Below are 21,070 nucleotides of genomic sequence, written 5' to 3'. Positions count from 1 at the left end.
CCGCAGGCTTAGACTGCAACGCCAACCAGGCGGCTGGCATCGGCCGCCAACAGCTGTTTGACCAGTTCTACACAGCGCAGGAAACGCTCGTCGTAATCACTGGACTCTACGTGTACGTATTCAATGTTGTTGGCCCGCAGCATCTCTTCCAGCAAATACTGGAATGCCTTGCGATCGTTGGGATTGCCCAGGCTGCGCAACCCATCCGCCACCCATGGGGTGTTATTCTCCAGCAGGATCACCAGATCAAAGCGGTACTCGTCGATCAACGCCTGTACAAAGGGGTGCTCGCGCCCTTCGTACTTTTTGCAGAACGCCTGAGTGGTCACGAAGTCGGTATCGATAAACGCCACTTTATTGGCGTATTTCACCGCAAAATCAACGTACTGCGCCTGGCCCAGGGCGATTTTGTCATAGTCGGAATACTGTAGCGCCATTTCATCCCCGCCGAGGTGCGAGAACACGTAGTCGCGGCCATATTCCCAAGCGCTGGTAGTGTTGAAGATGTTCGCCAGCTTATTGACCAGGGTCGATTTCCCGCTCGACTCACCGCCAAGGATAGCCACGGTGCGTACAAAAAACGGCTTCACTTCGGTCGGGATATAGTCCCAATAGCGGAACGGATCCTGACGGATCTGGCGGCCGCTGATGTTCATAAATGAACGTTCGGGATCGATCAGAATGGTTTCAATGCCCAGATGTTCGCGATAGCGCGGAGCATCCTGTGCTTCACTGGAATAGATAAAGCTCGGCACTATGGCCTTTTGCTCCAGAAAAGCTTTCACCCCGTCACTCCACACGTTCCAGCCGTGCGGATAGGGCTCGATGCCCTGTTCGTCAAACGAGTGAATATGAATGTTTTTCTGATACTTGAAGGTTTGCAGCAGCCAGCGCAGACGATCGCTGACCGTCGGCTGTTGCGACATCGAGCTGTTGTCGAACAGCTCCCGATCGCGCGGTTCATCGTGACACAGGATCACGTGCAACTCATCCACCTGGCTACAGGCTCGCTGGATCAGGTAAATATGACCGGTGTGCAGAGGGTAAAATTTACCAAACACCACGCCGACCTTTTTCTCACGGCGTGGGAACTCAAGCCCGAGGTAACGGTGCAGCGCCTCCAGCTTCTGGGCGCTCGGACTTTTGATTTTGTCGTTTAACAGCTGGCTAAGATAGCCTTTGGTCATGCCACTGGCATCCGCCACCTGCTGCAGAGTGCAGTTCTTTTGCTTAATCGACGCCTTCAGGTAATCGAATTGCCGCATAGCCCCTCCGTTTAGTATGCTAAACAAAATAGCATAATCTGCGTACCGCGTGGCAATTAATAAAACTGTTCCAACACGTCCAGCGCATCCGCCAGTTTCTTCACGCCAAACACCTGCATATTGGCCGGCGGTTTTTTCGGCACGTTAGCGTGCGGCACGATGGCACGCTTGAAGCCGTGTTTCGCCGCTTCGGAAATCCGTTCCTGACCGCTCGGTACCGGACGGATCTCCCCCGCCAGCCCCACTTCGCCAAACACCACCAAATCGTTCGGCAATGGGCGGTCACGCAGGCTGGACACCAACGACATCAGCAACGCCAAATCGGCGCTGGTTTCACTGACCTTCACCCCACCGACCACGTTAACGAACACGTCCTGATCGGACATCTGCAATCCGCCATGGCGATGCAGCACCGCCAACAGGATCGCCAATCGGTTTTGCTCCAGGCCGACCGCCACTCGCCGCGGGTTAGACATCATGGAATGATCCACCAGCGCCTGAATTTCCACCAGCAACGGCCGCGTACCTTCCCAAACCACCATCACCGAACTGCCGGAGGTGACCTCATCGCCACGGCTGAGGAAGATGGCAGACGGGTTGCTGACCTCACGCAGGCCCTGCTCGGTCATGGCGAACACGCCCAGCTCATTCACCGCACCAAAGCGGTTTTTATGGCTGCGCAGGGTACGAAAACGTGAATCGGCGTCGCCGTCCAGCAGCACCGAACAGTCGATGCAGTGTTCCAATACTTTCGGCCCGGCCAAGGAACCGTCTTTGGTGACGTGACCGACCATGACAATCGCCACGCCGCGCGTCTTGGCGAAACGCGTCAGATAAGCCGCCGTTTCACGTACCTGCGCAACGCTACCCGGCGAAGATTGAATATCCGCCATGTGCATCACCTGAATGGAGTCGATCACCATCAGCTTCGGCTGTTCCTGCTCGGCGATCAGGCAGATCTGTTCGATGCTGGTTTCCGACAGCATATTCAGGCCGCCGGTTGGCAAGCCGAGACGATGGGCGCGCATCGCGACCTGCTGCAGTGATTCCTCACCGGTGACGTACAGGGTTTTCATCTGCTCGGACAGTTTGCACAGCACCTGCAGCAGCAAGGTACTTTTACCTGCGCCGGGGTTACCGCCGATCAGGATCGCACTGCCCGGAACCACCCCGCCGCCCAGCACGCGATCAAACTCCAGGAAACCGGTGGAAAAACGCGGCAGCTCTTCCAGGCTGATGTCCGACAGCTTTTGTACCTTGCTGATACCGGCATCGCCAGCGTAGCCGCTCAGACGCTCGTTGCGAGAAGAGGAAGACACGGCAGCCAGACGCACTTCTGTAATGCTGTTCCAGGCGTGGCAAGCGCTGCACTGCCCCTGCCAGCGCGGATAATCTGCGCCGCACTCATTACATACAAACGCCCGTTTTGCTGCTTTTGCCACGTATTACCTCTGCTTTATTACCACATTGCCGCTGACGGGCGTCATCGCCGGGTCAGGGGCCTACTTTAGCGTACTTCGTGTTTCAGGCTGCCGGTCAACACGCACAGCACGCCCATAAGATCGGCATGGCGAATCGACACCTGCGCCTTCTCATACACTTTCGGTTTGGCGTGATAGGCAATGCCCAACCCGGCAACCTGCATCATTTTCAAATCGTTGGCGCCGTCGCCGATGGCGACAGTTTGCTGCGGTGGAATACCCAGTTTTTCCGCCAGCGCTACCAGCGTATCGGCTTTGAACTGCGCGTCCACCACCGGTCCCAGCACCTCGCCGGTCAGTTTGCCGTCGCGGATCTCCAGCTCGTTAGCCACCACCGCCACCAGCTTCAGTCTGTCACGCAGATACTCGGCATAGTAGGTGAAGCCGCCGGAGGCAATCGCCACATGCCAGTCCATCGCCTGCAGCTTGCGCACCAGGTTGGTCAGCCCGGACATCAGCGGCAGCTCGTCACGCACCTGCTTGAGGATATTGGCATCGGCGCCTTTCAGCGTACCGACGCGCTGACGCAGGCTGGCGGTAAAGTCCAGCTCGCCGCGCATCGCGCGTTCGGTCACTTCCGACACCTGCTCACCGACACCCGCCAGTTTGGCAATCTCGTCGATGCATTCAATTTCAATCGCGGTGGAGTCCATATCCATCACCAGCAACCCGGGGGTGCGCAGATGGGGGATCTTGCCCAGCGGCGCCACGTCCAGCCCGCTCTCCGCCGCCAGCGTTTTGGCGCGTGCCGTCAGCGTGCCCGCCAGACGCACCACCTGATAATCCTCTACGCACCAGGCGGTGACGATCACCATCGCCGCGCCCAGCTTGCGCTGGAAATCGGTAATGCGCGTTTTGTTCAGTTCTCTGCCATATAATAGCCAACCGGTATGACCCGCCCGATAATCCAGCGGCATCACTTCGTCACCGCTCAGCGAAAGGGGAAGACCCGGCCATTGAGAGATCTCAGCCGGGAGATCGCAATAGGTCAGACTATTCGACATCCTTAACTCCTGAAAAAACACTGCATGATAAAACGACGCATCAAGCTATCCTATCGCCATTGCTTCTGGCAACATAAAGTGTCCAAGATGCCCAAGGAACCTGCATGGCCCGCGCTAAACTGAAATTCCGCCTGCACCGCACCGCTATTATCCTGATTTGCCTGGCTTTGCTGGTGCTGTTGATGCAGGGCGCTTCCTATTTTAGCCTGAGTCACCAATTGGCGCGATCCGAACAGGTGGAAGAACTGGCGCAAACGCTGACCAAACAGGTGGCATCCAGCCTGGCCCCCCTGATGGATGACGACAGCGACGTCGACAACCAACGCATCGACGCCATCCTCAAACAGCTCACCGACCACAGCCGCATTTTGGACGCCAGCGTCTATCAGTTGGACGGCTCCCTGGTTTCCCACGCCGGTGAGCAGATAAGTATACGCGATCGCCTGTCGCTTGACGGTAAACGCGCCGGCAGCTACTTCAATCACCAGCTGGTTGAACCCATTGAGAACAAAGACGGGCCGATCGGCTTTATCCGCATCACGCTGGACACCCACGTGCTGGCGACCGAATCCAAACAGGTGGATAACACCACCAACCTGCTACGCCTGATGATTTTGCTGGCGCTGGCCATCGGCATCATCCTGGCCCGTACGCTGTTGCAGCACCGCCGCAGCCGCTGGCAGCAGTCCCCGTACCTGTTAACCGCCAACACGCCGTTGGAGGAAGGCAATACGGTGGAAGATGATGATGACGAAAAGCCGGAAGATAAGAAAGAAGAGAAGATGCCCTAGGCTTGCTTTAAGCCATACGCTGGATGTGTTCATTCAACCCTTGAACCTGCATCAACATCTGGTCGGCAAGACCACGGAACGCCTCGCTGATCAGCTCATGCTGTGCCCTGCTCATCCACCTGATAGAGTGGAAAATACGTCTCCTCCGCCACGGCCCTGCGCAAGGCATAGCGAGTGGCTCGGCCTTTACCCATAGCCAGTACCGCTTCCGCCAGTACACGGATACGGCGCGACAGCGTCGGTTGGCTGATACCCAGCGCATCAGTGAGTGCTTTCGACGCGGCGGGCCCCTTACGCAGAACTTGCTCGAGGCTGGTCATAGATGAATAGAGGAGTGAATAGATTGATGAATAGAGTAATAGCGCTAATTACCTATAAGGTAAAGCATTTCAAGAAAATGAGGGGAGCACGATGAATAGATTGACAGGGGCGCAGCAGAACGCTGCGCCCGCAGTATGATTAGGCTTTGTCGCCCAGCAGCACAGATTCCAACGCGATAATGATCATTTCATTAAAGGTGGTTTGACGCTCTGCAGCGGTGGTCGCTTCATGACGCAGAATGTGGTCGGAGACGGTACAAATGGTCAGTGCCTTGGAACCGAACTCTTCGAACAGCTCAGCCGCCACGCCGTAGATACCGGCCGCTTCCATTTCCACGCCCAGGATGCCGTACTTCTTCATCACCTGGAACATATCCGGATCCGGCGTATAGAACAGATCAGCGGAGAAGATGTTGCCCACACGCGCCGGGATACCCTGCGCTGCTGCCGCGTCTACGGCATTACGCACCATATCGAAGTCGGCGATTGCCGCGTAGTCGTGATCCTTGAAACGCAGACGGTTTACTTTGGAATCGGTGCAAGCACCCATACCAATCACCACGTCACGCAGTTTGATATCGTCACGCACCGCGCCGCAAGAACCCACACGGATGATTTTCTTCACGCCGAATTCGGCAATCAGTTCACGCGCATAGATGGAGCAGGATGGGATACCCATACCGTGGCCCATTACGGAGATTCTGCGGCCCTTGTAGGTACCGGTGAAGCCCAGCATGCCACGCACGTTGTTCACTTCCACCGCGCCTTCCAGGAAAGTTTCCGCGATGTATTTTGCACGCAGCGGATCGCCCGGCATCAGTACTACGTCAGCGAAATCACCCATTTCAGCATTAATGTGCGGCGTAGCCATAATTATCTTCCTTCAGAAATCATATTTAATAAAAACATCAAACATCTAAGCCTTGAATTTCGAGTTGCAGCCAGGCGCGTAGCAACAACGCTGCGGCTTGAAATACGGGGCTTAGAGCATGGATTTACCGTAATCCATCGGTGACACGCCAAAGTAGCTGGCTACGGTCTGGCCGATGTCGGCGAAGGTTTCACGGTGGCCCAACGAACCCGGTTTCACTTTCGGACCGTAAATCAGGACCGGAATGTGCTCACGGGTGTGGTCGGTGCCCGGCCAGGTCGGGTCGCAGCCGTGGTCAGCGGTGAAGATAATGATATCTTCATCTTTCACCAGTTTCAGCAGCTCCGGCAGACGGCGGTCGAACAGCTCCAGCGCAGCGGCATAGCCCGCAACGTCGCGGCGGTGGCCGTAAGAGGAGTCAAAATCAACGAAGTTGGTGAACACGATAGTGTTGTCACCGGCTTTTTCCATTTCGGTCACGGTTGCGTCGAACAGCGCGTCGATGCCGGTAGCCTTGACCTTTTTGGTGATGCCCACGTTGGCGTAGATATCGGCAATTTTACCGATCGACACCACTTCGCCGCCCTTCTCGTCCACCAGCTTTTTCAGCACGGTTGGCGCCGGTGGCTCTACGGCCAGATCGTGACGGTTACCGGTACGCTGGAAGTTGCCCGGCTTGTCGCCCAGGAATGGACGAGCGATCACGCGGCCAATGTTGTAACCGCCTTCGGTCAGCTCTTCACGGGCGATTTCACAGAGTTCATACAGACGATCCAGGCCGAAGGTCTCTTCGTGGCAGGCGATCTGGAATACCGAGTCGGCAGAGGTATAGAAAATCGGCTTGCCGGTTTTCATGTGCTCTTCGCCCAGTTGGTCGAGGATCACAGTGCCGGATGAGTGGCAGTTACCGAGGTAGCCCGGCAGGTTAGCGCGCTCGACCAGCTTGTCCAGCAGCTCCTGCGGGAAGCTGTTGTGTTCGTCGCTGAAATAGCCCCAATCGAACAGTACCGGCACGCCGGCGATTTCCCAGTGGCCTGACGGCGTATCTTTACCGGAAGAGAGTTCGCTGGCGTAAGCATAGGCGCCGATGATGTCCGCATTGCGATCCAACCCTTGCGGGAAGGTACCGGTGGATTCTTCCGCGGCCTTGCCCAGGCCCAGGCGGCTCAGGTTAGGCAGCGTCAACGGGCCCTGACGGCCAACGTTGGCTTCACCGCGCGCGCAGACCTCGGCGATGTGACCCAGAGTGTCGGAACCCTTGTCGCCAAAACGCTCGGCATCTTCGCTCGCGCCAATACCGAATGAGTCTAATACCATAATAAATGTACGTTTCATCATGCTCTCCTGCGTGTTCTCACGCTGTGGGCGACAGCGAAAAGGCCGCTGCCGCTCCTGATTCGTTAATTATTCCGTGATGCGCTTGTAGACTACTGGCGTCACTTCCGGCGCTTTGTCGCTCAGCACCATCGCACTGCGTACCGCTTCGGCCGCCTGCTGCCAAGTCTCTTCGTCGTTGGCATGGATCACCGCCAGCGGCTGCTGGGTATCCACTTTGTCGCCCAGGCGCGCCATATCAGTCAGGCCCACGCTGTAGTCGATGCTGTCGGTTGCACGGCGACGACCGCCGCCCAGGGACACCACCGCCATGCCCAGTGCACGGGTATCCATTGCACTGATGATACCTTTTTTCTCAGCGTAAACCGGCTTGCTGAGGGTTGCGGCAGGCAGATAGCTGTCGTAGCGCTCGACGAAATCGGTCGGGCCCTGCTGTGCGGCGACCATACGGCCAAACACTTCTGCCGCTTTACCATTGTCCAGCACTGCCTGCAGTTTGGCACGCGCATCGGCATCATCTTTCGCCAGTCCACCGGAAAGCAGCATTTCCACGCACAGCGCCATCGTCACTTCCAGCAGGCGCGGGTTGCGGTATTCGCCGGTCAGGAAGCGCACGGCTTCGCGAACTTCCACGGCGTTACCGGCGCTGGAGGCCAGCACCTGATTCATGTCTGTCAGCAGCGCGGTGGTTTTGCAGCCGGCGCCGTTGGCTACGCCAACAATCGCCTGCGCCAAATCGGCCGACAGTGCGTAGGTTGGCATAAAGGCACCGGAACCGACTTTGACGTCCATCACCAACGCATCCAGGCCTTCCGCCAGCTTCTTCGCCAGAATAGAGGCGGTGATCAGCGGAATGGAATCTACGGTAGCAGTGATATCACGGGTCGCGTAGAAGCGTTTGTCCGCCGGTGCCAGCGAGCTGGTTTGGCCGATAATCGCCACGCCCACGTCCTGAATAATTTTGCGGAAGGCATTGTCGTCCGGGAAGATATTAAAGCCCGGGATCGCTTCCAGCTTGTCCAGCGTACCGCCGGTATGGCCCAAACCACGGCCGGAGATCATCGGCACATAGCCGCCGCAAGCCGCCACCATCGGGCCCAGCATCAGCGAAGTGACATCGCCCACGCCGCCGGTGGAGTGCTTGTCGACCAGTGGCCCATTCAGTGTCAGACTTTTCCAGTCCAGCACGGTACCGGAATCACGCATTGCCATGGTCAGCGCCACGCGCTCCGGCATGGTCATATCGTGGAAATAAATGGTCATCGCCAGCGCGGCAATTTGACCTTCTGAAACGACGTTGTCACGGATACCATTGATGAAAAAGCGAATTTCTGCTTCGCTCAACGGCTGACCGTCACGTTTCTTACGGATAATTTCTTGGGCCAGGAACAAAGCGTCCCCCTGTTTTAGCTAGAGTAGAGTGCAGGCCGGCGATTATCTCGCCTTGCCGACGTAATCGTTCAGTAACCGCTGCCGGACTGCCCGGCACTGTGGCCCAGCGTCGTCAGCAGGCTGGCTAACAGACTGGAAGCCCCGAAGCGGAAATGACGCGCATCGGCCCAACCTTCGCCCAGAATACGATCGGCAAGTTGCAGATAATGCAGCGCGTCTTCCGCTGTGCGTACGCCACCGGCCGGCTTGAAGCCCACCGTTTTGGCAACGCCAAGATCGCGGATCACCGACATCATCAGCTCCGCGCTTTCGAGCGTTGCGTTGACCGGCACTTTACCGGTAGAGGTTTTGATAAAGTCAGCGCCGGCGTTGATGGCGATTTCCGATGCTTTACGGATCAGGCTGGCCTGCTTGAGCTCACCGGTTTCAATGATCACTTTCAACAGCACGTTGGCGGCCTGGCAAGCCTGCTTGCACTGTTTGACCAGTTCAAAACCCACCTGCTCGTTACCGGCGATCAGCGCGCGGTAAGGGAACACCACGTCCACCTCATCGGCGCCATAGGCGATAGCCGCGCGCGTTTCCGCCAGCGCGATTTCAATATCGTCGTTGCCATGCGGGAAATTGGTGACGGTCGCAATGCGGATGTCCGGCGTCCCCTGCTCACGCAGAGCCTTGCGCGCCACCGGGATAAAACGCGGGTAAATACAGATGGCCGCCGTATGGCCGGCCGGGCTATTGGCCTGACGACACAGCGCGATCACTTTTTCATCGGTGTCATCGTCGTTCAGCGTGGTCAAATCCATTAAGGTCAGCGCACGTTGCGCTGCTGCGGTTAATTCGGTCATAAAACTCTCCAACTGAGTACCTGGGTGTTGGCGAGCGGACTTGGTTCCTTGAAGATAGCGCTGGGGAACGGGTTCCCACCGCGGCAACTGAGATCCTTCTCACCGCACATAACCCTTCGCATCGCGCAGGGTCAGTAATAGCTATTTGAACACGATCGCCGGGGGCAATTCGCGCTCAGGGTCACACTATATGAAATAACACTGTAACAGGCCGGAATTATATGTGAAGAACATCACAAAATAACGCGATATCGTTCACAAATTCGCTAAAGAAACGGACGCGGGCACGGCACGTTGCGCCCGTCTTAGAGTATAGGCGGTGTCCTGCAATAGGGCTCGCGGCGCTATCACAGGACAGGACCGGGGTTACAGCGCCAGGAAGAACCCGGCGATGGTCGCACTCATCAGGTTGGAGAGCGTACCCGCAGCCACGGCTTTCAGGCCGAAGCGCGCGATGTCATGACGACGGTTCGGCGCCATGCTGCCCAGACCGCCGAGCAGGATCGCCACCGACGACAGGTTGGCAAAGCCGCACAGCGCAAAGGAGATGATCGCCTTGGTGTGCGCCGACAGCACCTGCAGCCCTTCTGCCGCCACCACGTCGTCCGGACGCAGATAAGCACCGAAGTTCATGTAGGCGACGAATTCGTTAACGATAATCTTCTGGCCAATAAACGAGCCGGCCGCCATCGCTTCATGCCAAGGCACGCCGATCAGGAAGGCGATCGGTGAGAATACCCAGCCAAGTATCAGTTCCAGCGACAGCTGCGGATAATCGAACCAGCCGCCGACACCGCCAAGAATACCGTTCAGCAAAGCGATCAACGCGATAAACGCCAACAGCATCGCGCCGACGTTCAGCGCCAGCTGCATGCCGGAAGCCGCACCTGAAGCAGCCGCATCGATCACGTTGGCCGGGCGTTCATCTTCTGCGATCAACTTCATCGCGTCGTCTTTATCGTGGGTTTTTTCGGTTTCCGGCACCATCAGCTTGGCGAACAGCAAGCCACCCGGTGCAGCCATAAATGAAGCGGCGATCAGGTATTCCAGCGGCACCCCCATCTGGGCATAACCTGCCAATACAGAACCGGCTACCGAGGCCAGGCCACCGCACATCACGGTAAACAGCTCAGACTGGGTCATGGTAGCGATATACGGACGCACCACCAGCGGGGCCTCGGTTTGGCCGACAAAAATGTTGGCGGTCGCCGACAGTGATTCGGTCCGTGAGGTACCCAGCAGCTTTTGCAAGCCACCGCCCAACACGCGGATCACCAATTGCATGATACCGAGGTAATACAGCACCGCAATCAGCGAGGAGAAGAACACGATCACCGGCAGTACGCGCAGCGCGAACACAAAACCGCCGCCGCCGAAGACTTCAAACATCTTGTCGGAAACCAGGCCACCGAAGATGAAGGAGATCCCCTGGTTGCCGTAGGCGATCACGTTAGCTACGCCCGCCGACATGCCGCCGAGAATCGCGCGACCAACTGGAACGTACAGCACCAGCGCGCCGATGGCGACCTGAAGAACAAATGCCCAAATAACGGTGCGCAGGTTAATCGCGCGGCGGTTGCTGGAGAGCAGCACCGCAATGGCGATCAGCACCGCCATGCCAACCAGGCTCATGATGAGTTGCATGCAAAGTATCCCTGTTGCGAAAAAGAAATGCATCCCTGTCAGAGAGGAACACGGGGTTGCTTTAGAGTAATTTCGGGGAGCGATTATACGGAGCGAGGTACCCCTCGTACCGATTTATGTCACAAATGCATACAACAGGAAGCAAATGAAAATCTTATAACGTGAGCATCATCACAGTTATGGCGGGTTAGACACCTAAAGGGTAAACAGGGCGTGAGTGTTGTGTTGCAACTGGGCGGCAATATCCTCGGCTGACTCGGGGCGCAAGCGGCACAGTTCCTGGAAAACTTCGGCGGCACGTTCAGGGCGGTTGGGCTGCCCCTGGTAACCGGCCAGCGGCATGTCCGGCGCATCGGTTTCCAACAGCAAGGAGGTCAACGGCAATTGAGCCATCACGCTACGGGTTTTCTGCGCCCGCTCATAGCTGATGGTGCCCCCCACGCCAATGTAATAGCCCAGGCGTATAAACGCCTGCGCCTGCGACAGGCTACCGGCAAAACCATGTACGACGCCACGACGTGGCACTTCACTACGACGCAGCATCGCCGCCAGCTGATCGTGGCTGCGGCGGGAATGCAGGATCACCGGCAGGTCGTGTTCTTTAGCCAGTTTCAACTGGGCCTTCAATAGCCGCTGTTGCCGTTCGAACTGCGGGTTCTCCATATACAGATCCAGACCAATCTCCCCCACCGCCACCAGCTTCCGAGGTCGGCTGGCCAGAAAACCCGCCAACTGTTCAAGCTCCGCTTCCTGATGCTGGGCAATATACAGCGGGTGCAGCCCGAGGGCTGCGAACAACGGCGGATAGTCGCGCGCCAGTTTTACCACCCGCGCAAAGCGGTCGGCAGTCACCGTCGGCACGATAATACGCCTTACGCCCGCCCGTTCGGCCAACGCCAGGCTTTCAAGCTCCTGTCCGCTGAACGGCGGGAAATCGAAGTGGCAGTGGGTATCGGTGAAATCTGGGGTCACAGCAACCCCCCTTCACCCGGGGGTACGTCACCCGGCAGAATAATTTCTCTCGCGGCCAGATTGGGCTCCGGCTGCGTGGAAAGTTCGCGCGGGTGTGCCACGTCGGTGATGATCGGCGAAGGCATAACGACATTCTCAGGCTGGATCAAACGGCGCGACAGCGCCTTTTTCACCTTCATACTGTCCAGTTTGTCCTGCTCGACCAGCCAGTGCCCGACGGTCGCCAGGAAATAGCGGCCGCAGCGGCGCCCCAGATGATAGTCCTGATTGAGCGAGGTCAGCCGGCTGCCCAAGGCATTGCTGGCCAGCGGCTTCGGCGGGAAAATTTCAAAGATGCGCAGCTTGCCGGGCGGCTTCTCAATGAATTGCTGAATGCGGTGATAGCTTTGTTCGTGGTGTTGAAGGATACGCACCATCTGCTGCAGGCTGCTTTCGCTGAGCCAGTGCTCCATGCGCTTCATCCACTGCGGGGTGTAATACATCTGCGAAGGCACGGTACGGATCACCACGATAGTGTCCGCGCCGCGTCGGTAGGCCTCTTCGACTGGGATCGCATCGCTGATGCCACCGTCCTGATAGCTGACGCCGTCCAAATCCACGCCCATACGGTAAAAACCCGGAATGGCACTGGATGCCTTGATCGCCGGCAACCAACTGGCACGCTGCGCTGGCAGGTAAGTGGGTTCAAAGTCATCGCTGCGGCAGGCGCACATCAGGAATTCACGGCCATCGATCAGGTGTTTTTCCGCCACGTCCATTGCCAGCGGCAGCTGTTGCGACGTGGTGTCGATCAACCAGTCGAGATCGATCAAATGCCCGCCACGCACGAAGCGCAGCGGGTTAAAGAATTCAGCGGAGGTGGTGTAACGGGTGATCACCCGTCGCGCATAGCCCATCTGGCCACAAATAAAGGCCGAGAGATTTTGCGCGCCGGCAGAAGTGCCGATCATCAGATCAAAAGGATTAAAGCGGGCACGCTGAAACTCGTCCAGCACGCCGGCGGTAAAAATGCCGCGCTGCCCGCCCCCTTCACATACCAGCGCCATTTTGCCGGGCCGGTAAGGTTTATACGCCAGCGGTTCTATATTGCCGAGCGTGATGGGTATTCTGTATCCCAACCCTGCATCCTCAGTGAGACGTTTTACCCGAGGATACCTCGTCTTGCTCTCTTCCGTAATCCTCTTGCAGTATGCCAGAGAGGCAGTCATTGCTTCCCATCAGCCAGATGCAGTCATTGTCGGACCACTCCGCCAATGCCTGACACACCCGGCCCTTCAACTGTTTCCAGCGTCCGAGGATGATGTCGCTATTCATGACTGACCTCCCTGCGGTGAGAAAAGGAATTAAGCTTTGTTACACTTTGAGAGAAAAGCTAAGGACGTCGGCGGCCGGTAAACAGGCTGACCAGGAACAGAATGATCCCCACGACGAAGACGATTTTTGCAGCCCATGCGGCGGTACCCGCCAGAGAGCCGAAACCTAACGCAGCAGCAATCAGTGCGATGACTAAAAAGATAATGCCCCAACGAAACATAAGCTTCTCCTTACCATAGTGAAAAAACACATCGCAACCTGTGCCCTTTTCAGGCTCATCCAGGTTGCCGGTCAGTTTCTTTTTTTGATGGTGCTTCCTGGGTTAACCTTTCAGCCAACCCAGGATTTGGTGCTTATTGTTGCTCGTACTAAAACTTACGGCTTAACTACCAGGTCGTTTTTAACGCTTTTCACGCCGTCGATCGCTTTGGCGATGCTTTCTGCACGCTCAGACTGGGCCTGAGTTTTCACTTCACCGGAAAGCTGCACCACACCGTCGGTGGTTTCCACTTTCACGTTGCGTGAAGGCACGATGTCATCGGCCAGCAGTTTGGCTTTCAGTTCACTGGTGGTCGCGGTGTCACCGGCATAAGCCTTCACGGACTGTTTGCTTTCGTCTTTCACGTGCAGCTTGTCGCTGACGGATTTGACGCCTTCCACTTTACCGGCCACTTCAACCGCATGCTCGGCCTGCGCCTGGCTGCCGACAAAACCGCTCAGGGTGACGGTACCTTTTTCCGTTTTCACCGAGATATCGCTGCTGGTAATGGTTTTGTCATCCACCAGCGCACTTTTAACTTTAGCCGTTGTTGCGCTGTCATCCATGTAGCCGTCAACTTTTTTCATGGAGCTATCGATTTTGGCACCCGCGCTATCAGCGGCACTCGACGCTTTGTTGAGCAGCGTATCTTCAGCCAGCGCGCTGCCACTAACCAGAACGGAACCCAAAACAACAGCCATCAGTGATTGTGCAAATTTAGTATTTTTCATCGATCTCTTCCTTTGGTTATGGATCCAAAATGATTGCGGACCCTTCAGTCGCCATAACGCGACTCACTCAGTGAATACTTCACGATTTCTATACGTTCAAACATTCACGCTAAGACGATTGTTGCCACACCAGGAATATTGCAACGGCTGTGCCAACTTTAAAAAATCATTAAAAATCAATAACAAAATAAAAGTTGATTAATAATCGAACTAAAAACTGTCGCCTATTGACGACAACACCCGTCCGTTAAATCAAGGTTATAGCTATGTTATTGATATTAATAACATCACACTGTCTCTTATTGGCAACACTACCGAATAACTCGCTATTATCGTGGCAAAAAATAGTGAATTACGCTTACTGGCTAAATGATGCCCTATTAAATATAGACCATATGACAGAAAAAACAGGAAAGACCGGGTAAATGCTGGCGGATGCGGGGGAGACGAAACTGGTGAAGGAGATTTATTAATTAGCAGAATGGGGAGACGCAATATAACACAGGGCGCCCTAAGGCGCCCTGCTGATCTGTTAGTGCTCGCGCGTTTTGCGGAACACCACTTCCGGATAGCGTTCCTGCGTCAGATTCAGGTTAACCATGGTAGGCGCGATGTAAGACAGGTTGTCGCCGCCGTCCAACGCCAGGTTAAGCTCGTTCTTACGCTTGAACTCCTCGAATTTCTTCACGTCGCTGCATTCCACCCAGCGCGCCGTAGAGACGTTGACCGACTCGTACAAGGCTTCGACGTTGTATTCGCTTTTCAGACGCGCAACTACCACGTCAAACTGCAGCACACCCACCGCGCCCACGATCAAGTCGTTGTTGGCGATTGGACGGAAGACCTGTACCGCCCCTTCTTCAGACAGCTGAACCAGACCCTTCAGCAGCTGTTTTTGCTTCAACGGATCGCGCAGACGAATACGGCGGAACAGCTCCGGTGCGAAGTTCGGGATACCGGTGAACTTCATGTCTTCACCCTGGGTGAAGGTATCGCCGATCTGAATGGTGCCGTGGTTATGCAAGCCAATGATATCGCCCGGATAGGCTTCTTCCACGTGCGAACGGTCGCCCGCCATAAAGGTCAGCGCGTCGGAGATCACCACATCTTTACCGGTACGTACCTGGCGCAGCTTCATGCCTTTTTCGTAACGGCCAGACACCACGCGCATAAAGGCCACGCGGTCGCGGTGTTTTGGATCCATATTGGCCTGGATCTTGAACACGAAACCGGTGAATTTCTCTTCCGCAGCCACCACTTTACGGGTGTTGCTATCGCGCGGCATCGGCGCCGGCGCCCAGGCGACCAGACCGTCGAGCATGTGATCCACACCGAAGTTGCCCAGCGCGGTACCGAAGAAGACCGGGGTCAAATCGCCGCTCAGGAAGGCTTCATGATCGAACTCGTGCGAAGCGCCTTGCACCAGCTCCAGCTCTTCACGCAGCTGCGCGGCCAGATCTTCACCCACCGCGGCGTCCAGCTCTGGGTTATCCAGGCCTTTGACAATGCGTACTTCCTGAATGGTGTGGCCTTTACCGGTCTGGTAGAGGTAGGTTTCATCCTTGTACAGATGATAAACCCCTTTAAACAGCTTGCCGCAGCCGATAGGCCAGGTGATAGGCGAGCAGGCAATTTTCAGCTCACGCTCGACTTCGTCCATCACTTCCATCGGATCGCGGATATCGCGGTCCAATTTGTTCATAAAGGTCAGGATCGGCGTATCGCGCAGACGGGTTACTTCCATCAGCTTACGGGTACGATCTTCAACCCCTTTCGCGGCGTCGATCACCATCAGGCAGCAGTCGACGGCGGTCAGGGTACGATAAGTATCTTCGGAGAAGTCTTCGTGCCCTGGGGTATCCAGCAGGTTAACCAGGCATTCGCGATACGGGAACTGCATCACCGAGGTGGTGATCGAGATACCACGTTGCTTTTCCATTTCCATCCAGTCGGATTTGGCGTGCTGGTTTGAGCCACGGCCTTTTACCGTACCGGCGGTTTGGATCGCCTGTCCGAACAGCAACACCTTTTCGGTAATGGTAGTTTTACCGGCATCGGGGTGCGAGATGATGGCGAAAGTTCTTCTTTTCGAGACTTCGCGGGCAAATTCACTAGGAGACATGTTTTTCAGATTCTACAGTTAGTCCGCCCTGCGAAAGCATCAGAACGCGCCGCGCACGGCGCCAGGCAAAGCGGTAAATAAAAGATAATAGCCGGGCATTTTCGCTGATTTGTCAACCGGTGACAATCAATGCTTTTCCCGGCGGGAAGAAGTTAAAACCAAGACACCGGCTAAGCCAGCGGCAGCGCCATGACGATGGCGTCTTCACGCCCATTGGCGCTCGGATAGTAATTACGGCGGACGGTCACTTCGTTAAAGCCGAGATCTTCATACAACGCAATCGCCGCATGGTTGGAGGCGCGCACTTCCAGCCACAAAGTGACCACACCGCGGGTTTCCAACTGTGCAATCAAGGCTTCCAGCAACTGGCGGCCGAAGCCGCGACGCTGCCAGTCGGGGTGAATGGCGATGTTGAACAGGGTGGCCTCATCCAGCACGATCTGGGTAATGGCAAAGCCCGCCATCTGCCCGTCGGCGTCCAGTTTCAGGTTAAGATAACGATCGCCCTGATTGCTGGAAAAGGTGGCTTGCGTCCAGGGAAAGGCGTGACTGGCTTGCTCAATCTTGAAGGCCGTGGCCAGATCGGCCGCGGTCAGGGTAGAAATACTGTTCATGATGACAAATCTGCTGCCAGAGTGCGCGTTTGGCACCCGCATCGAGAGAAAGCTCGGCCAGCGCCGGGCTGTGTAGCTGTGCGCCGGCCACCGCGAGCGGCTCCGCAACGCCCAACCGCCAACTGTTGCATTCGGTATCTTCAGGCAGCATCGCCACCTGATCCGGCGTCAGGCCGTAGGTTTGCGCCGGGGTCAACCCCAGGCTGCGCAACACGTCGCAAAACAGCGGATCGTTATGCTCAGGCAGTGCCTGCGCTACGATCAGCAAACGCACTTCGGGCGGCAGGCTGACCGCTACTTCGCCCTGCAACACGCCCGGGCGGCGCAATGTCCACTGCGTAATACCCAGTTGTTGTAACAGCCAGTCGCGTTTTGATGCCATGCCGATTCCTGTCAGGATCTACCCGTTGTGGTGCGCCATGCCTGCCATGCGCCGCGCTATGCTAACAAACCCGCGCGGACTGCGCCAACATCCCCTTCATCTTTCAGGCTGCAGCGGCGTTGGCTTCCCTCGCTCATCCCAGTCACTGAGTTATCTCAGCTCCCGGGAACTCCCTCGATCCCCGCCTTGCTTGAGCCAGAAAGCTATTGGGCATAAACCCGTCGAACATATCGCCACAAAGCTCTATAATCCCCGGTCTAATTTCTAGGAGCCAAAACCTGATGTCTGCATTAACCCCCGCCAGTGAAGTCATGCTGCGCCACAGTGATGAGTTTATCGAACGCCGCGTTCTGTTTGCCGGTGACCTGCAGGACGCCCTGCCGGCCCAATTCGAGGCCGCGGATGTGCGTGTCCATACCCAGCAGTACCATCACTGGCAGTTACTGAACCGGGCGATGGGCGAAAACGTGCAGTTCGGGCTGACCGTGGACGCTGCGTTTGTCGCCGAGTGCGATACGTTGATCTACTATTGGCCGAAGAGCAAACAGGAAGCGCAATTCCAACTGTGCAACATTCTGGCGCTGATGCCGGTCGGCGCAGAAGTGTTCGTGGTCGGTGAAAACCGCAGCGGCGTGCGCAGTGCCGACCAGATGGTGGAAGACTATGCCACACTGGTGAAAATCGACAGCGCCCGCCGCTGTGGCCTGTATCACGGCCGTCTGGATACGCAGACCGAATTCAACCTGGAAGACTGGTGGGAAAGCTATCAGCTGCACGATCTGGAAGTGAAAACCCTGCCGGGCGTGTTCAGCCGCGACGGGCTGGACGTCGGCAGCTCACTGCTGCTGTCGACCCTGGAAAAACACATGAAAGGCAAGGTGCTGGACGTAGGCTGCGGTGCTGGCGTGATGGCTTCCGTGCTGTCCAAACTGTCGCCGAAGATGAAGCTGACCCTCAGCGACGTTAACGCCGCCGCCGTGGAATCCAGCCGGGCTACGCTTGCCGCCAACGGCATTGAAGGCGAAGTGATCGTCAGTAACGTCTATTCCGACATTACCGGCCGTTTCGACCTGATCATTTCCAACCCGCCGTTCCATGATGGCCTGCAAACCAGCCTGACCGCAGCAGAAACCCTGATCCGCGGGGCGTTGAAGCACCTGCCGATCGGCGGCCGTCTGCGCATCGTGGCCAACGCCTTCCTGCCGTATCCGGACATCCTGGACGCCACCTTCGGCAGCCATGAAGTGCTGGCACAAAATGGTCGCTTCAAGGTGTATCAGGCGACCGTAGCCCGTGCGCCGCGCGATACCAAGAAAAAGAAGTAACGGCGACCCGCTAACGCGTCTCCGTATCAGGGCGCAGCGTTTACACGCTGCGCCCTTTTTATTAGCCGTTGATATAGGTCATCGACTCTGCACCGTAGCGTGCCCCTGCCGCGGCCTGCAGGGGGAACACCGCCTCAATGGCCGCCAGTTCGGCGGCGCTGAGCGTCAATTCGGCCGCTGCGATATTCTCTTCCAGATAGCGACGGCGTTTGGTGCCAGGGATCGGGACAATGTGCTCACCCTGCGCCAACACCCAGGCTAACGCCAACTGCGACGGCGCAACGCCTTTCTGCTTAGCCAGCTCGGTCACTTTTTCCACCAGCGCCAGATTGCGTGCAAAGTTTTCCCCCTGAAAACGCGGGTTGCTGCGACGGAAATCGTCAGCGTCCAGATCTTCTGGCCGTTGGATCGCTCCGGTCAGAAAACCGCGCCCCAGCGGGCTATAGGGAACAAACCCAATGCCCAGGCGTTCACAGGCCGCCAATACGCCCTGCTCGGCATCGCGTGTCCACAATGAATACTCAGTTTGCAGCGCCGTAATCGGGTGGACTTTATGCGCTCGCTCCAGCGTGGCGACCGAAGCTTCGCTTAGCCCGATATAACGGATTTTTCCTTCGCTAATCAGGTCCGCCATCGTACCTACCACCTCTTCAATCGGCACTTCAGGATCGACGCGGTGCTGGTAATAAAGATCAATCACCTCGACCCCGAGACGCTTCAGGCTGCCCTCCACCGATCGGCGGATGTACTCCGGTCGGCTGCTGACGCCCCGCGCTGCAGGGTTGGCCGGATCGCGCACAATGCCAAACTTGGTGGCCAGAAAGACCTGCTGCCGCTTGCCCTTGATCGCTTTGCCAATCAGCTGTTCATTGGTGTGTGGGCCGTACATGTCGGCGGTATCCAGCAGAGTGACGCCCAACTCCAGCGCACGGTGCAGCGTGGCGATAGCTTCTTGTTCATCGTGAGCGGTCGAATAAAAATCACTCATCCCCATGCAGCCCAACCCCAGAGCGGAAACCAGCGGGCCAGTGGGACCTAATTTGCGTTGTTGCATTGTGTTGCCCTCTTGCGGTTTTTATCAGCGAAGATGCTGATGCAACAGAGTCTGGTTGTTTCGCCTAAAAAGATAAATAATGCAGATTGCTCATCACTGTTCATAAATCACTAACAATACGGAGCGGGCAAGATGGATCAGATCCAGGCCATGCGCATTTTTACCCGTATCGTCGAACTGGGCAGTTTCAGTCGGGCGGCGGAACGCCTGCAGTTACCCCGCGCCACGGTCAGCAATGCCGTTAAGCGGCTGGAACAGCGCCTCGGTGTGCGCCTGCTGCTGCGCACCACCCGTCAGGTACAGGTGACCAGCGAAGGCACCCTCTATTACCAGCGTTGCGTACAGTTGCTGGGCGCACTGGAAGAGGCGGACACCTTGTTCAGCCACCAAAAACTGCAGCCCTCCGGCAAAGTGCGTATCGATATGCCCCATTCACTGGCGCGCGAAATCGTTATTCCGGCATTGGATGACTTTTACCGGCGCTACCCGGATCTGACCCTGGCATTGGGTGCCAACGACACCCATGTGGATTTACTGCGTGATGGAGTAGATTGCGTGCTGCGTGCCTGGGAAACCGAAGATGACAGCCTGGTGGCACGCCGCATTGCCATGTTGCCACAGCTGACCTGCGCCTCGCCTGCTTACCTGGCGGCGTTCGGCGTACCGCAGTCGATTGACCGGCTACAGCATCACCAGGCGGTAGGTTATTTTTCCCTCACCAGCAACCGGGATTATCCGCTGGAGTTTTGCCGCAACGGCAAAGTGGAATTGCGCGAATTGCCCGCCAAACTGAGCGTCAGCGGGGCTGATGCCTACACCAGCGGCTGCCGCGCCGGCATGGGGCTGATACAGGCAGCGCATTATTCGCTGGCACCCTGGCTGCAGAAAGGAGAATTGGTCGAAGTGTTGGCAGAAACCCCGCCACCGCCGATGCCCATTTACGTCATGTATCCCCCCGGCCGTTTCCTTGCGCCACGGGTCAGGGTGTTGATTGACTGGCTGATTTGGCTGTTTGAACGCTATCAGTCACCCAAAACGGACGTTTTTCCAGCAAACGCCCGCAAACAGGGGAAATAACTATTGACGTACCCGCCAAAATCTCTAGAATTCGCCTCCGTGGTAACGTTACTCCGGTAATGTATCTGGTATGCGAAGGTGGCGGAATTGGTAGACGCGCTAGCTTCAGGTGTTAGTGTCCTTACGGACGTGAGGGTTCAAGTCCCTCTCTTCGCACCAAATAACCACATGATTTATATTGCACAGCATCAATGCGAAGGTGGCGGAATTGGTAGACGCGCTAGCTTCAGGTGTTAGTGTTCTTACGGACGTGAGGGTTCAAGTCCCTC

Annotated in this window: 21 protein-coding genes and 1 tRNA gene; 4 read left to right on the top strand and 18 right to left on the bottom strand. The window is 56.7% G+C overall.

Going from position 1 to position 21,070, the window contains the following annotated elements; all coding sequences use genetic code 11:
* Nucleotides 1–8: 8 nt before the first annotated feature.
* The 3 genes from nadR to serB all read right to left on the bottom strand — a co-directional run bounded on the left by nadR (nucleotide 9) and on the right by serB (nucleotide 3,750).
* Complete coding sequence (gene nadR / locus AC1RKC_RS17610) at nucleotides 9–1,265, bottom strand: multifunctional transcriptional regulator/nicotinamide-nucleotide adenylyltransferase/ribosylnicotinamide kinase NadR (protein WP_020825124.1); 1,257 nt, start codon at nucleotides 1,263–1,265, stop codon at nucleotides 9–11.
* 56 nt (nucleotides 1,266–1,321) lie between these two features.
* Nucleotides 1,322–2,707: a DNA repair protein RadA gene (gene radA, locus AC1RKC_RS17605; RefSeq protein WP_020825123.1), complete on the bottom strand. Its 1,386-nt coding sequence runs from the start codon at nucleotides 2,705–2,707 to the stop codon at nucleotides 1,322–1,324.
* A 65-nt stretch (nucleotides 2,708–2,772) separates the two neighbouring features.
* The gene (gene serB, locus AC1RKC_RS17600; RefSeq protein ID WP_020825122.1) at nucleotides 2,773–3,750 is read right to left on the bottom strand and encodes a phosphoserine phosphatase; all 978 of its coding nucleotides are present in this window, start codon (nucleotides 3,748–3,750) and stop codon (nucleotides 2,773–2,775) included.
* A gap of 104 nt (nucleotides 3,751–3,854) precedes the next feature.
* Between serB and AC1RKC_RS17595 the strand changes: the two genes are divergently transcribed.
* Complete coding sequence (locus AC1RKC_RS17595) at nucleotides 3,855–4,541, top strand: YtjB family periplasmic protein (RefSeq protein ID WP_048762896.1); 687 nt, start codon at nucleotides 3,855–3,857, stop codon at nucleotides 4,539–4,541.
* A gap of 95 nt (nucleotides 4,542–4,636) precedes the next feature.
* On the opposite strand, the gene AC1RKC_RS17590 is transcribed toward AC1RKC_RS17595, so the two are convergent.
* From AC1RKC_RS17590 to AC1RKC_RS17525, 14 genes are all read right to left on the bottom strand, one after another.
* Nucleotides 4,637–4,861: a helix-turn-helix domain-containing protein gene (locus tag AC1RKC_RS17590; protein ID WP_232103368.1), complete on the bottom strand. Its 225-nt coding sequence runs from the start codon at nucleotides 4,859–4,861 to the stop codon at nucleotides 4,637–4,639.
* A 139-nt stretch (nucleotides 4,862–5,000) separates the two neighbouring features.
* Nucleotides 5,001–5,732, bottom strand: coding sequence for a purine-nucleoside phosphorylase (gene deoD, locus AC1RKC_RS17585; protein WP_020825118.1), 732 nt, complete (start codon nucleotides 5,730–5,732; stop codon nucleotides 5,001–5,003).
* A 111-nt stretch (nucleotides 5,733–5,843) separates the two neighbouring features.
* Complete coding sequence (gene deoB / locus AC1RKC_RS17580) at nucleotides 5,844–7,067, bottom strand: phosphopentomutase (protein WP_020825117.1); 1,224 nt, start codon at nucleotides 7,065–7,067, stop codon at nucleotides 5,844–5,846.
* Nucleotides 7,068–7,136: 69 nt separating this feature from the next.
* Nucleotides 7,137–8,459: a thymidine phosphorylase gene (gene deoA / locus AC1RKC_RS17575; RefSeq protein WP_115060171.1), complete on the bottom strand. Its 1,323-nt coding sequence runs from the start codon at nucleotides 8,457–8,459 to the stop codon at nucleotides 7,137–7,139.
* A 68-nt stretch (nucleotides 8,460–8,527) separates the two neighbouring features.
* Nucleotides 8,528–9,307 carry a deoxyribose-phosphate aldolase gene (gene deoC / locus AC1RKC_RS17570; RefSeq protein ID WP_020825115.1) on the bottom strand — a complete coding sequence of 260 codons (780 nt, stop codon included), beginning with the start codon at nucleotides 9,305–9,307 and terminating at the stop codon, nucleotides 8,528–8,530.
* A gap of 366 nt (nucleotides 9,308–9,673) precedes the next feature.
* Nucleotides 9,674–10,951, bottom strand: a complete 1,278-nt coding sequence (locus AC1RKC_RS17565) for a NupC/NupG family nucleoside CNT transporter (RefSeq protein ID WP_048762894.1) — start codon at nucleotides 10,949–10,951, stop codon at nucleotides 9,674–9,676.
* A gap of 195 nt (nucleotides 10,952–11,146) precedes the next feature.
* On the bottom strand, nucleotides 11,147–11,923 hold the full coding sequence (locus AC1RKC_RS17560) for a TatD family hydrolase (RefSeq protein ID WP_020825113.1): 777 nt from the start codon (nucleotides 11,921–11,923) through the stop codon (nucleotides 11,147–11,149).
* A complete protein-coding gene (locus AC1RKC_RS17555) occupies nucleotides 11,920–13,041 on the bottom strand; it encodes a patatin-like phospholipase family protein (protein ID WP_493092649.1) in 1,122 nt (373 codons plus the stop codon). The genes AC1RKC_RS17560 and AC1RKC_RS17555 overlap by 4 nt, the downstream gene beginning before the upstream one ends.
* Nucleotides 13,042–13,051: 10 nt before the next feature.
* Complete coding sequence (locus AC1RKC_RS17550) at nucleotides 13,052–13,237, bottom strand: CsbD family protein (protein ID WP_020825111.1); 186 nt, start codon at nucleotides 13,235–13,237, stop codon at nucleotides 13,052–13,054.
* A 58-nt stretch (nucleotides 13,238–13,295) separates the two neighbouring features.
* The gene (locus AC1RKC_RS17545; RefSeq protein ID WP_004857650.1) at nucleotides 13,296–13,457 is read right to left on the bottom strand and encodes a DUF1328 domain-containing protein; all 162 of its coding nucleotides are present in this window, start codon (nucleotides 13,455–13,457) and stop codon (nucleotides 13,296–13,298) included.
* A gap of 155 nt (nucleotides 13,458–13,612) precedes the next feature.
* Nucleotides 13,613–14,227 (bottom strand): molecular chaperone OsmY, encoded by a 615-nt coding sequence (gene osmY, locus AC1RKC_RS17540; protein ID WP_020825110.1) that lies wholly within the window; start codon nucleotides 14,225–14,227, stop codon nucleotides 13,613–13,615.
* 532 nt (nucleotides 14,228–14,759) lie between these two features.
* On the bottom strand, nucleotides 14,760–16,349 hold the full coding sequence (gene prfC, locus AC1RKC_RS17535; protein WP_020825109.1) for a peptide chain release factor 3: 1,590 nt from the start codon (nucleotides 16,347–16,349) through the stop codon (nucleotides 14,760–14,762).
* 170 nt (nucleotides 16,350–16,519) lie between these two features.
* Nucleotides 16,520–16,963 carry a ribosomal protein S18-alanine N-acetyltransferase gene (gene rimI, locus AC1RKC_RS17530; protein WP_234528920.1) on the bottom strand — a complete coding sequence of 148 codons (444 nt, stop codon included), beginning with the start codon at nucleotides 16,961–16,963 and terminating at the stop codon, nucleotides 16,520–16,522.
* On the bottom strand, nucleotides 16,908–17,345 hold the full coding sequence (locus AC1RKC_RS17525; protein WP_020825107.1) for a DNA polymerase III subunit psi: 438 nt from the start codon (nucleotides 17,343–17,345) through the stop codon (nucleotides 16,908–16,910). Before AC1RKC_RS17525 ends, rimI begins: the two co-directional genes overlap by 56 nt.
* Before the next feature lie 281 nt (nucleotides 17,346–17,626).
* Between AC1RKC_RS17525 and rsmC the strand changes: the two genes are divergently transcribed.
* Entirely contained in the window at nucleotides 17,627–18,670 is a 1,044-nt protein-coding gene (gene rsmC / locus AC1RKC_RS17520) for a 16S rRNA (guanine(1207)-N(2))-methyltransferase RsmC (RefSeq protein ID WP_020825106.1), read from the top strand.
* 61 nt (nucleotides 18,671–18,731) lie between these two features.
* Here the strand turns inward: rsmC and AC1RKC_RS17515 are convergent, their stop codons facing one another.
* Nucleotides 18,732–19,724: an aldo/keto reductase gene (locus AC1RKC_RS17515; RefSeq protein ID WP_046374564.1), complete on the bottom strand. Its 993-nt coding sequence runs from the start codon at nucleotides 19,722–19,724 to the stop codon at nucleotides 18,732–18,734.
* A 132-nt stretch (nucleotides 19,725–19,856) separates the two neighbouring features.
* Here AC1RKC_RS17515 and AC1RKC_RS17510 point away from each other — a divergent pair, with 132 nt between their 5' ends.
* Together AC1RKC_RS17510 and AC1RKC_RS17505 are read left to right on the top strand one after the other, a co-directional pair.
* Nucleotides 19,857–20,801 carry a LysR family transcriptional regulator gene (locus AC1RKC_RS17510; RefSeq protein ID WP_020825104.1) on the top strand — a complete coding sequence of 315 codons (945 nt, stop codon included), beginning with the start codon at nucleotides 19,857–19,859 and terminating at the stop codon, nucleotides 20,799–20,801.
* A 72-nt stretch (nucleotides 20,802–20,873) separates the two neighbouring features.
* A tRNA-Leu gene (locus tag AC1RKC_RS17505) sits at nucleotides 20,874–20,960 on the top strand.
* Nucleotides 20,961–21,070: the final 110 nt, after the last annotated feature.

This window comes from Serratia sp. GW822-FHT06E05, assembly GCF_058799445.1.
This window is presented reverse-complemented; position numbering and strand designations above follow the sequence as displayed.